The following is a 12,735-nucleotide window of genomic DNA, read 5'->3' as shown; positions in this document are numbered from 1 at the left end:
TCAATGAATATTTAGCTTTTCATTCAACACCCGCACAAATTGCCGGGCTACCGCGCGATAATCAAATTTTGACACTACATGCTCCCGGGCTGCCAGGCCCAGTTGCTGCCGGCAGGCGCTATCGTTCATCAACCGGTGCAAATGCCGGCGGATATCATTCACATCTGCCCTATAGTCTACCGTACGCGGGGTACCAAATACTACTTTATGATTCACTGTAAAACCGGATTCCAATCCCAGGATCACTTCATTCACCACAATCCGCTCTCCTACTTCCGCCATCAGCGCCGTTTTTTCATGCACCAGCGTATCCAACATTCCCATCGCATGAATACCCATCACCGGCTTTCCGCATGCCCCCGCCTCTACCTGGGGCATTCCAAACCCCTCCAACCGGGACGGCGCCACATAAATATCACAGGCATTGATCAGGTAAGGCATATAATTTCTGGACACAATACTGGTAACATACTGTACTTTATCTTTCAGTCCCAGCTGTGTTGCCAGCTCCAGATCGGATTCATTCTGCAACCACGTGCGGGGCTGCGGCCATACTTTACAAACATATTGCCACTTAGGCGGCACTTGTCCTTCCAGTTGCGACAACGCCTGCATGGTTTCCCGGGCGCCTTTGGAACAGGCGTCACCACCAATAGTGAGCAACATCAGTTCATCATCTGCAATACCCAGCGATTCCCTGATGGCGTGCACTTGCGGATGGGTCCTGGGCAAAGGAGTAAACTGTTCCGTATTACATCCTACCGGCAACACCACAATTTTATCGCCACGAATACCATCACGTATATACATCTCCTTTACCCATTCAGATGTCACCAATATCAGCGGCAGCTTATTCAGCACCTCCTGGTAATTGGCAATATAGCCGTCTGCCACCAGCCAGGGAACTGGCTGCAAACCGAACTTCTGCGGGTGGAGAATCAACTGGGGCGTATGGCCCCAATAACCAATCCCTACTACTACATCGGGCTTAAACCAACGGTAGTACCATTCTTTTTCCAATGGAGAATCGTAGTGCACTGAAAATGCTTCTACGCCAATATCTAACAGGCCCTGGTACAATAAATGACCTTGCGTAGCTAATCCACCGGGAGCCGGTGGGTAATCGTACAATAATAATACTCTCATCAGTCACATGATAAACTGTTCAGCCATTGCTGCGCTTCTTCCGGGCTACCAAAACGCCAGAATGACTCCGCCAATGGTGTAGTGGCTGCTTCCCAACTATCAGTCGTAAAACCATATGTATCCGTAATTACCTCATATTTCTGTTGCCAGATATCCTTTTCCAATACATGATAAATAGTGGCTTCCGGCACGGCCTCCGGGTAGTATGCTTTCTGCCCGTCTTCATAAGCAAATACCCACAATTCATCGGCCACAATTTTTCCCTGTTGCCATAACCCCAGCACCGCCCTGCTCACCTCCTCATGCCGCAAATGCCGGGTATATTCCCCCTGCGGATGATGGGTAATAATCACATCATAATGCTGCACCGGCAGCAATGCCAACACCTGCGCTTCTACGGTTGTCAGTGGCAACGGCGTTTGCTCCGGCCCATCATCCATATCTCCCAGTATGCCCTGTGCTCCAAAATGCTGTAATGCCTTAAAAAATTTAGGCGCCCTGTCGGCATCACTGGCCCTGCAAAGACCCACTATAGTCCAGTCCCACTGCGGATGGTATAAAATGGTGCCGCCTGCCCATAAGGTTTCATCGTCGGGGTGAGCAACTATAACGGCCGCGACTTTCTGATGCTTTATTACAGGGTTCTCTAATTTCATGGCTATTTGAATTTGACGGGAGGGTTAGTAAGTAGTAGCTAAAGTTACTGAAAATGCGGGAAGGTTGGGGGGAATTTGTGGGGTTATTCTGCTTGTTTAGTTATTTCCTTACTCCGACATAAGCGTTAAGCACTTTCAATAATGCCTCTTTTAAAGACGATTCATCAGCCCGAATCATTTCGTGCTTCGTACCAGGGAATGTGATGAAAACTGTATACTGGACGGCAGTTCGTTCCCCATCAAACTTAATAACACCCACGTCTCCATTGTTTTTCAATAATTCAAAACAAGTAATCAATTGTTCAATCGTGATGTCATTGGCTGATACTGCGAGGATAGCTGTAATAGTGGATACGCTCATAAAAATGGGTTAAATTAAATGCCAAATAAAAATGTGGACTAGTCATCACAAAACAACCAACTCATTTATTCCACCCTCATCATCATTCAATCGAATCATATTCATTCGGGGAAATATAGTCACATAATCACTAAGATCGAAAAATAAGCTTCATTCCGGCATATGCTGCTCAACCAAATATTTTCACGCCCCCTCTTCAATGGTTATTTGTACAAACTAGGGAAAATTGCATCTAAATAATAGATTCCGCTTAACGCTACGACAATCTATGATTTAGATGCATGACACCCTTTATCTAATGAACCTTATTTAATTCTAAGGCTAATGAGAATATTGATAATCTTGACAACAATTAGTGAAGAGACAAAACTACTCACCGTGGAAAAGTAAAAAAAGCCCAGAAATGGGGCATTATTCATAAATCCAAAAAAATCTTTGAAATCTGGAATAATAAAAACAAAAAGAATAGACGTTGTTAAATTAATCAAACCATAAAGTATTGGAATACCTGCCTTCCTAAAAAGTGGCATTTCTTCTTTGACACTCAATAATGACAATGTCAGCAAATATATAGGAATTCCTAAATATATAATTTTAAGCATTGTTAAACTGGTAAAATAATCAATGGTCTGCTCCACCCCATCTCCTCCATGACCAATAAATACTATTATTATGGGAATTACAGGGCTTATCAATACCTCTAATAATAAACTAAGTGTTATTACTATTAAAAAGTAGATATACCTACTAATCATCTTTTTTCTTTTGTTCATGTAGTTTATCAATTATTTTTTCTCCCAGCTTCACACGATTATCGTAGCTACTAAAGTCAAATGTCGATTTTCCACCTTCTGTAAAATTCTCTTTCATTACCTCTCGAACTATGGCCGGTGCTAATTTGAAACTCTTATTCACCTCAGTCATCACTTTGTTCACGTCCTCAATTTTGTGCGTTTTAACAAAATCTCTTACTAATTCCTGAACCATTGTCTGTTCGAACTTTACAAGTGCGTAGTCCAATTCTTTCCCTGTTTTCCCTGCTAGTTTAACATCTTCTCCATTTGCAGCGGTAAAGCTTTCGATCATCCAACCAGTCATAAGTCCTCTCATATTTCCCATATTATAAGTGAATAGAAATCTATTCCCTCCACTTACAAATTTATCTGTCAATTCACTGGTAACGATTCCAAAATCTGGCATTTCAGTACCTCCAACCCCTTGTATTCCAGTTACAACCGCTGCCGCTTTAAACCATTGGCTTCCTCCTGCCAATTTATTGTTATCAATATACGATTGTGCCCATTCATAATAAGCATGTCTTTCTGCAACATTCTTATACAAATCAGGTCTATTGTTAAGCGTGTTATCTATCGAAGCAAACGAAAACGACTTAGTTAAATCGCCTGGCGAATTATAACGACTATAGAAGTCCCATTCTGAAGATTTTTTAATTTTTGCCTCCCCTGAAAAATATCTCCTCCAATACTCTTTATGGCTTAGCTCTTCCAATCCATCCAAATCAATAGCTTCTATTGGCTTGTTTCCAGCAAATTGATATGGCGTATACCAGGGATAAGATTTCGTTAGTGGGTCTGTACTAAGGAATTTCCCTATCCTCGGATCATATACCCTCATCCCATAGTCCTGCTGATTTCCGTCTCCCTTCACCTCATTATCATTCTCCTTTCCGTTAAAACCATAACGATACTTTCCAGCATCAAATCCTCTGCTCTGTAACCCCATACCAAATGGCGCATAATCTTGTGCGCTCGCTATTTCTGCTTCGTAGTGATCTATCACATTCCCATCAACAGACACTGCTTTCTTCGCATCCGTCACGGTTGCCAACACATTTCCCAGATGATTGCTTAATTCAAAGACCTTATTACCTCTCACAAAGGTAGTAAACGTCCCGAATCCTAATCCAGTTAGTCTTACCTGCTCAGGCACTTCATCATTTTGAACCTGCGTTGCCATATTATTGATCCCAAGCCTGCTGTTTCCATACAGATGTGTTTCTGTCTGACTGAGTAAACCGCTATTAATGCCTGGATCCCCGCTCACATACACACTCATTACATTACCTGAGGCATCCCTGATATAACGGGTTTCTACTCCTTTAGCAACTTTGCTAATCCGATTGCGGGCCGCATCATAAGTATAAACGATAGTAGAATTGGCTCCCTTCTTTACTTGCCTGATTTTTCCATATACCGTCCATTCTATGTCAATACCTGCCTGCACATCTTTAATCAGATTACCTATACTATCATATACGTAGTTATTATTTCCCTGACCATCGATGTCGTTGCTATAAGCAAGAGGATCTACATCATCACTGATCGATAACAACTGATTCTTTCCAGATTGATAGTGATACTGCATGCTATCCATCTGAAGTGACTTACCTGCCCAGGTGCTATTACCATGACGATCATAACTTAGTATGTTACCATTTGGATCATAGCTAATTCTTTCTCCAAAGTCTCCTACACCTATTGGCGCCCAGGCATTCGTAGTGGTGTTCAAGTTATGTGCTACATCCATAGCCACCAGCCTGTTCAATGCATCATAAGTATATGAATACATCAGCGGGGTACCTACCTTAGGGATGTTCACGCTCATCGCACTGATATTACCATTGTAAAGCGACTTTAACCCTGATCCGGCAGATGCAAATGGGCGAACCGTGCTGCTAATAGGTTTATAATCATTATCTCCGTAATAATGTAAAGCAAAACCAAATGCATCCTGTGCGGTAATACCTCCTTTAGCGCCATCTTTTCCTATATCAAACGCGCTGGTAGTGGTAGTACTGTTGGCGCCTTTAAGCCAGCCTTGTAAGTTGTAGGCGTAGTCTAGCCCCTGCACCTGTTGTTGTCCAATGACACTCCTGGCTAGCGGTCCATGCTTATAATACTGATAATAAGCATCATTCTCCCAGTAAATACTATCACGACTGGTTTCTACATTCGTTATCCTGTCCTCCGCATCATAGTTATAACGGTGATAGAATGCATCCCGCTGACCAGGCTGGTAACTAACCTCATTTACCTTCCCACTGATAAGATCATAGTTATATTCAATTTTCTTAAAACGGTTACCAGGATTAGGAGTATTGGCACTGTAGTCCTGTAGGATCGTACGTGCATTACCATGAATATCATAACTGTAATAAGTGGCTGAAGCCTGACCTCCTGGAATAGTATCCGCAATATTATTATACACCGCACTCCACGATACCCGGTTACGCAGGTTCTTTGCCTGCCAGATATCCTGTTCCAGGAAAGTATTGGGCAGATCATATACTGTTCTGGTGATCTGCGAACGGCTACCGCCGGCGGTAGCGAGCCACTGAGATAGCTGCATAGCATCCTTACAGATTTCCGGTGTCATAGCTGCACTGCTCGATAGCTCACCCACCTCTGTTATACGTCCCAGATAGTCATATAACGTATAGCTGTATGCGTTACTAAGCTCTTGCTTCCTGTTCTGTGACACCGCCAGTCTTCCTAAACGATCATACCAGAAATGACTCAGGTTACCATCCGGTGAATACTGCGCCACTACCTGGTTTAAAGTATTATACCGGTAATTAGTAGCCATGGCATGAGCCGGCACCAACGACTGACCCGCCGCTCTTGCCGCTGCTACACGGTTAGCCCACTCAGGGGTAGCATCTTTTACAACGCCCGCCGGTGGAATTGTTTTTACCAGGTTACCTGCCTGGTCATAATAATACAACGTATAGTGATGCTCATAGCTGGCATGCTGCACCGCAAAGCGCTCTCCGTGCACTGCCGATAAAGCGGTGCTGATATAAGACCGGTCAAAATCATTGATCAATGAGTCCCTGTATACATTGAATAACTCCCTGCCTTTAGCATCCGCATAACGGGAACTATCGGAGCAATTGGTGATTTGTGGCAGCTCGATATCTGGGAAAGTAGGCTCTGTGTTACCACATAACAACGGTCCTTCCAACAACTCATAACAACTGTCTATACCCGGACAGGTTTCAGTAGAAAATGTAGGCGTACATACTCTTTCTACAAGGGCAACAGTACTGATACTGTTAGTAGTTAACGAAATCTCAGTGGTGGTACCTAGCCCTTTGGGCGTACATGCAGCAGTGATATCCACCATACCTAATGTTTCAGCAACATCTGTACAGCCGGTTTTACCCTGCGCGTCTGCCAGCATCAACATCGCATGGTTATTATTTAACCCTATACCAGCAAAACCTCCACTCTTGTTCTGTACCAAACGGGTTAACCATTCGGTAGCTCCGATATTTACCCTGCTGCCCCAACGTGGTATATTATTAGCATCGAGCTTATACCAGTAAGCATTACTAGTAGACTGTGTGGCAATAACACCTCCATCGCTGGTAGCGGCAGATACCCATGATACAGTAGCCGCCTGGGGATCATAAGACGCCGGGGGCAGCATCTTCTTCGCTGAAACAATCCCTCCGCCTGTATTTACATCCAGCAATACAGGATTTACAATGCTGTTACCCGCGTCTTTTAAATTAACGATAGACAACCGGTAACCGCCAGGGGTCTTAAATATATTATTACAAATATTACCTCTGCCCTCCAGGTCATACTGGTAAACGCCAAGGCCATTACCTGTTTTCTTGTCTACTTTTATCAATACCGCGTCAAAGTTGCCACTATCCATAACCGACGTGGCTACCAGCAGTGTATCATTATTTTCCAGCAGATTGATCACATCCCGGTTAACGGCAGAACCACCCTGTTTCATCCAGTTCAGGTCACCAGTGCCCGTCAGTGAACCTACTATCCAATCAGTATACAGGCTACCGGTACGACGTAATCCTCCAAAAGCATAGCCTCCATCTGAGGTGGCCACGATGTCATTACCTGCACCACCATAGTTTTTGCCGAAGTCCACCACTTTATTCCATACTACACCACCATTAGCATCCATCTTCACTATCAGGATAGCTCCCTGGTCATAACAGTAGGAATTAGTGCTGCCTATCGCGATATAACCTCCGTCCTGAGTAGGAGTTAACCGGGAGAAAGTATCATCCCCAGTGCTGCCATAAGTTTTAGCCCACAGTAAGTCTCCCTTCTTATTGGTACGGATGATATAACCATCTTTACCTCCATTGCTGCAACCGGTGGTATAACCAGCCAGGATATAACCATCATCTGCAGTAGTGCGCACATCCACCATCACATCTGTACCGCCATTGGAGTACTTATTGATCATTCTCTTGCTGTCTGCACTGCCCGGCACGCAGATATTATGGCCGGTATGAACCGGGCCTTTGCTGCAACTGTCTATAAACTTCAGGTAGTCATAGGCCAGGTAATGATAACCCAAACGGTTATTCATATAAGCAGCAAACAAACGATTCTTCGCATTCTGTACAGAATCATTGTTCAGGTTTAATGCAGGCTTCGACTGAGGATAAGCCACCAGGTAAGCAGCATATAAACTATCGGTAACATAACAAGGTACGCAAGCTGCCGCCCCATTACAATCCAGCAATGCTGGAATATTAACCGGCTTTTGAAGATAGTTACAGTTAGGGGTAACATTGGTACAGGCATCTATCAACGCATTCAGGTCCGATTGAGGAATCTTCACTCCACGGGTACGCTGCAGGTAAGTGGATAAATCAATATCGGCGGGCTCCTTCTTCAGGTTGTATTCATTGCGCAGCGATTTCAGTTTATCACACTGACAATCATCCGGACGGGTGAAGCTCCCAGAACGGCTCACCGCTGCCTGCTTGCCATAAGCGGCAGGATCAGTCAGTAACTCCGCATTACATACATAAGGATTTCTTAAAGGAAGATGACGTGCATTATAACCGGCAATCACTTCTTCAAAGTTACTGGGTACGCCAGCAACCGGGTTTTTCATCGTACGCGAGCCATAAGGATGATCCATATCTGCACCACCTTTACATACAATCAACAAACTGTCCGTGATTTCACGCAAGGCGACTGAATCATAGTTACATGGCGCCAACTGCTGCATCCACACTTTCACATAAGCACGACAGTTATCGTCATACATTTGAGCTACCAGCGCTTTCACTTTATCATTCGCATTGTTGGGATCACCATCTGGTGGGCCCAGCTTCACATGATTAGCCATATCCAGCACCGATGTAAAATGAGGTAGCTTACCCTTACCTAATAAGGTGGCTGCATTTACACTTCCTGAAACGTTCAACAAATTATTAATCTCATCATTTCTGAGCTGCAGGTATAAAGTCCGGAACGACCGCCACGCCATATCAAGATCTCCTCCACACATCATCGACTCATTAAAGGCTGCAGTGTCTTCCTTGTTAAGCCCAACGCAGGCATCTTCCATTTTGGGACACTTTACCGTCAGCGTGGCCATCACCCAGAGGGAATAGTCTTTATCCTTATATCGCTGCAGTCCACTTTTTAAGGCATCGAACCTCTTGATCATCAGCGGATCATGTTTCCCACTGCCTGCAAATCGACTGTTGGTACCTATTGGATCAAGGTACCCTTTTTGTTTGGCGGCAAAGTAAGTGGCCGTTGACTCAAAATCTTTTGCCCACAACTGCGCTTCTTTCAACTCACTCTGATAATACTGTAATTTCTGATATTCCGGATGATACGGTAATAGCGTCCTGGCCCAGGAAGATTTAAAGGCATCTGAAAACTGCTCCGCTGATAAATCCTGAGGAAGACCATTCTTACGGGTAAGTGGATTCATTACAGAATCAATCTCTCCCAGTTCATTGTAATAACGGATATTGGAACGTGCATAAGTGCCAGCGGATCCATCCCCGCCACCTTTAAATATAGAATAATCTTCATTGGATTTTGTCAAATCTGCATACTGACCTGAAGGTGGGCTCATATCCTGCAACATCGCCTGCTCAATATCATCTCCATCTGTATGAAGGCTATCGCAGCCAACACAGGATGGGTTACAATCCTTCTTCTGCGCTTCCTGCAACTGCTGCTCTATTAATTTCTCTACTGTTGTACATACTGCCGATGGAAGGAAAATACTGTCGCGGTAATAATCCATCGCCTGCTTGCTGATCTCCAGCGTCTTGGTAATATTATACACCCCTTTATAAAGCATCCGGCTAAACGATACTTTTATCGTATCTGGTAAAGTAGGACGCTGGCCTGCGGTAATAGCTGCCGGATCATAATTGCGGAAAACCACTTCTACCGGCTGACCTCCCAAACTTTGGTTGCGGACATTATCAGTAATGCGGATTCGTAAATCATATAAACCGGTATAGTAGGTGATCGCACTGTCGCATCCCTTCTTTTGCAATACGGGCGGGGCCAGCAGATAATTAAAGCTGCATAAACTGCTATCGGCATCTATCAGCAGTGGATACATACTTTGTATGGATCGTTCGGTGATGATATTATTATCTACACCAGACAAAGAATCTGTAACTACCAACGCTTTCTTTGTCGGCAGATCATTCAGGGTTTTATTTTCTGTTTCACCCGTTAAAGCGGTAGCAATGGTGCGGCCATGCATATCCAGGTAAGCAATAGATAGCTGCCCATTCGCATCAGAAACCGCATTCTTAAAATAGTGAGATGCCAGACCCACTTCTGTTCCGAAGAGGGCATCTAACTCAGACTGTACCGGCCGGTTGTAATAATACTTCGTTTCATGTTTACTGCCTAAGCGATAGGTAGGTCCTACGCCACTCTGACGGCTTATTCTACCCGTATTATCCGGTGTATACTCTGTTTCGGTAAACGCATATCCTTCTGCATCAGGAATATATTGAGACATGCCTTTGCTGGCTTCAGGATTAGCAGGAGAATAATATTTATTGGCGCCGGAACTGGTATCCATGCGCTGGGCACTGGCATTCACCAGTTCTCCATCATTAGCTATATAGTCGTATTTATCTTTATCGTATTCGGCCCCGTTTAATGGTAAGTTAAGCCCGGGGGTATATTTCATTACCTTGTCCAGTGTCGGCGTGGGTAATACCTGGATAGCAGGTCTTCCCTGGTAATCATAAAAGGACTCCGCCACCACAATGTTCTGAGTGATATTATCTTTAGTCACCGTTTGCCGGTTGCGCAAACTACCATCGAAATACTGTACCACCACTTTACGCTTACCGTCTTCTGCAAACGAAATAGAAGACTGCCAGTTCAGGTTAGTTTGATGACCATTAAAACTATATTGACCCAATCCTGTGCTGAATTTTGAACTCCAGTCAGTTTCCACCCGGATGTCATCTGGCTTCTCCTGCACTGCACGCACCCGGAAATATAAAACACCTACTTTATCGTATAATAAAGGAATCGTGTAATTAGTCCCGGCAATGGTTACCCGGGTAGTATTATTGGCGAAAATGTCTTTTACATCAGGTGTGCTCCAGCCCTTTGTTTCAATCGCACTGGAATCAAGATAAGCCCATTCCAGGTCATAAGCATCGGCGCCTACAATAGCTGGCCAGCTAACTGGCAACTCGTCTGCCTGATCTCCGTTAACTGGTGCCTGAAAATTAATAGTCGTGATCACATCATTGGTACACGATAACTTATACACTGGGCGAATCTCCATCTCATTGTCCAACACCAAGGCAGACCTAATATCTTTACCTGCATTGCTGGTGATACCCAATATTTTTACTGTAACCTGATGGGCATTATTAAACACGAAACTATTTCGCTGCGTATAAGTATGTGCAGTATCATAGTTGAGTGTCAACGTTACCGTAGAAGAATCCACATTCCCATCTGGCTTCAGGTAATAAATCCGCACATTGGCTGAGGCGGTGAAAGGAGCCCCCAGGTAGAGCGTCGAATACTCATTGAGCCTGAAGGTGATCACATTCCGTAGAAAATACGTTGATTCCAATTTTACTTTAGTAACCGGATCAAAGTAAACACTGTCTTTCAGCGTTACCGACGAGTCCTGTACCAGTTGACCTTTGCTACCGTCCAATGTTCGTTTCAATGAGATGCCCTTACTATTTTGGGCATGGGCATTATTCATCAGTAACAGTAACAGCAACAAACAACTACACCGGGCAATCACTTTCAGCAAAATAGGCTTCATATATTTCAATAGGTTCGGGAATACTTTCTACAATAGACTTGCACAGTATTGTGTACTATGGACCATTTTCTTATCAACAATAAAAGGTTGTTAAAACAATTTCATAATACAGATCTGGCAACAACACTGACAACAGGGATATTTCTAGTAACTCTTAAAAAATGAACACTGTAATTAATATTGTTGGTTAACATTTCTTACTTTACATTATTAGGCGATAACAAATTACCTATAGTAAAACCGAAAAACAACTTAATCATGTAAACAATAAATCAATCTATCACATCATTATCTCCAAAGGCAATCCGTTATCTTTAAATAATGTAATAAATAATTGCAATATAATAACTTCCAATCAAAATCTCACCCCTAGTCATCTTCATCTGATAAAATTAAATGAAGGCTTAAAATTTCCAGCGAGCATTAAACGTTGATAATCAATATGTCAAAATAACCAATACCAAGCAATATATTTTACAATGAACGTGATGAGATGTTGCCTTGCATCGAAGCGGCTAAAAAATAGTGAGGCTGATTGATATTACTGGTGGCTATTTACACGATGGAGCTCATGACACAAACATCCTTGTGTTTTTCCAATTATTGACTCTGGGGAGCTAGCACTCAGCCCGTCTAAAATAAGCATAACATAGCCCCCTTTTTTAATTTGATCTATACTTGTAATCATCTCCATTGTTGTTATGACATTCATTTTTCCTTTAAATGTGTAATGAACTATATCACTTCCTGTGGCAGCTATTTTTCCGTTTGGATAGCTGTCGCCCCATTGTCCTACTCCTTCCCGGGAAAGAATACTATTGACCCTAGGGTTTAAGATATTAGACTCCATATTAAACTTCTCCTGAGTCAACGCCGTACTTGAAAGATTTAACACCTTGTAGTGTATTTGGACCGAACCCTGGAGTTCAAATTGAGTCCTGGTCTTCGTAAGCTTATCAATAGTTACCTTTACCTCTTCACCATCTAAATCTATTCCCATAACTGGTGTATTACTTGCAAATTGATACGACGTTAATTCTGGATACTTCTTCGTCAGTGGATCCACACTCAAAAACTTTCTTATCCTCGGATCATACACCCTCATTCCATAGTCCTGCTGATTCCCTTCACCTCATTATCATTCTCCTTTCCGTTAAAACCATATCTATACCCCACCGCCTCGAGCTTCCACGTGCTTCCCGCCAGCGGTAACCTAGCGCATACTCAAAGAGCCATGATGGAGATATAACTTTTTCTTTCATCTGTTTTTTCGGTTAAAAAAACAGATGAAAGAAAAAAAACAATCCTGTTCTGGTAGGTAGATGATGATAAAGTTTTCAAAAATCTTCGTAGCTTTTGAGAACAGTTCTAATAAAATAAAGAAACAAGATTAACAACTAATGCAACAACATGAAACAATAAATAAATAACTAATGGGAATAAAAGGAAAAAGGTCCAAACAGGCCTTTTTTCCCACCATTTATATTTCTT

At 43.1% G+C, this 12,735-nt stretch carries 6 protein-coding genes and 1 pseudogene; all 7 read right to left on the bottom strand.

Annotated features, from left to right (window positions below; translation table 11 throughout):
• Nucleotides 1-1,146, bottom strand: coding sequence for a glycosyltransferase (locus AC5ZC7_RS08120; protein WP_496162647.1), 1,146 nt, complete (start codon nt 1,144-1,146; stop codon nt 1-3).
• Nucleotides 1,146-1,802, bottom strand: a complete 657-nt coding sequence (locus tag AC5ZC7_RS08115) for a PIG-L family deacetylase (RefSeq protein WP_496162646.1) — start codon at nt 1,800-1,802, stop codon at nt 1,146-1,148. The genes AC5ZC7_RS08120 and AC5ZC7_RS08115 overlap by 1 nt, the downstream gene beginning before the upstream one ends.
• A gap of 100 nt (nt 1,803-1,902) precedes the next feature.
• The gene (locus tag AC5ZC7_RS08110) at nt 1,903-2,163 is read right to left on the bottom strand and encodes a hypothetical protein (protein ID WP_496162645.1); all 261 of its coding nucleotides are present in this window, start codon (nt 2,161-2,163) and stop codon (nt 1,903-1,905) included.
• A gap of 305 nt (nt 2,164-2,468) precedes the next feature.
• Nucleotides 2,469-2,936 carry a hypothetical protein gene (locus tag AC5ZC7_RS08105; protein WP_496162644.1) on the bottom strand — a complete coding sequence of 156 codons (468 nt, stop codon included), beginning with the start codon at nt 2,934-2,936 and terminating at the stop codon, nt 2,469-2,471.
• Nucleotides 2,911-11,244, bottom strand: coding sequence for an RHS repeat domain-containing protein (locus tag AC5ZC7_RS08100; protein WP_511911449.1), 8,334 nt, complete (start codon nt 11,242-11,244; stop codon nt 2,911-2,913). Before AC5ZC7_RS08100 ends, AC5ZC7_RS08105 begins: the two co-directional genes overlap by 26 nt.
• A gap of 541 nt (nt 11,245-11,785) precedes the next feature.
• Nucleotides 11,786-12,244, bottom strand: a complete 459-nt coding sequence (locus AC5ZC7_RS08095) for a hypothetical protein (protein ID WP_511911616.1) — start codon at nt 12,242-12,244, stop codon at nt 11,786-11,788.
• Nucleotides 12,245-12,283: 39 nt separating this feature from the next.
• Nucleotides 12,284-12,349 (bottom strand): annotated as a pseudogene (locus tag AC5ZC7_RS08090) (hypothetical protein); the annotation flags it as partial.
• Between the last annotated feature and the right edge of the window lie 386 nt (nt 12,350-12,735).

The sequence above is a fragment of the Chitinophaga sp. 9-1-y genome (assembly GCF_059511905.2).
This window is presented reverse-complemented; position numbering and strand designations above follow the sequence as displayed.

Coding starts and splice junctions, on each gene's coding strand:
- AC5ZC7_RS08110 (WP_496162645.1), bottom strand. CDS start 2,163: ATGAGCGTATCCACTATTACAGCTATCCTCGCAGTATCAGCCAATGAC.
- AC5ZC7_RS08095 (WP_511911616.1), bottom strand. CDS start 12,244: ATGGGAATAGATTTAGATGGTGAAGAGGTAAAGGTAACTATTGATAAG.
- AC5ZC7_RS08115 (WP_496162646.1), bottom strand. CDS start 1,802: ATGAAATTAGAGAACCCTGTAATAAAGCATCAGAAAGTCGCGGCCGTT.
- AC5ZC7_RS08100 (WP_511911449.1), bottom strand. CDS start 11,244: ATGAAGCCTATTTTGCTGAAAGTGATTGCCCGGTGTAGTTGTTTGTTG.
- AC5ZC7_RS08120 (WP_496162647.1), bottom strand. CDS start 1,146: ATGAGAGTATTATTATTGTACGATTACCCACCGGCTCCCGGTGGATTA.
- AC5ZC7_RS08105 (WP_496162644.1), bottom strand. CDS start 2,936: ATGAACAAAAGAAAAAAGATGATTAGTAGGTATATCTACTTTTTAATA.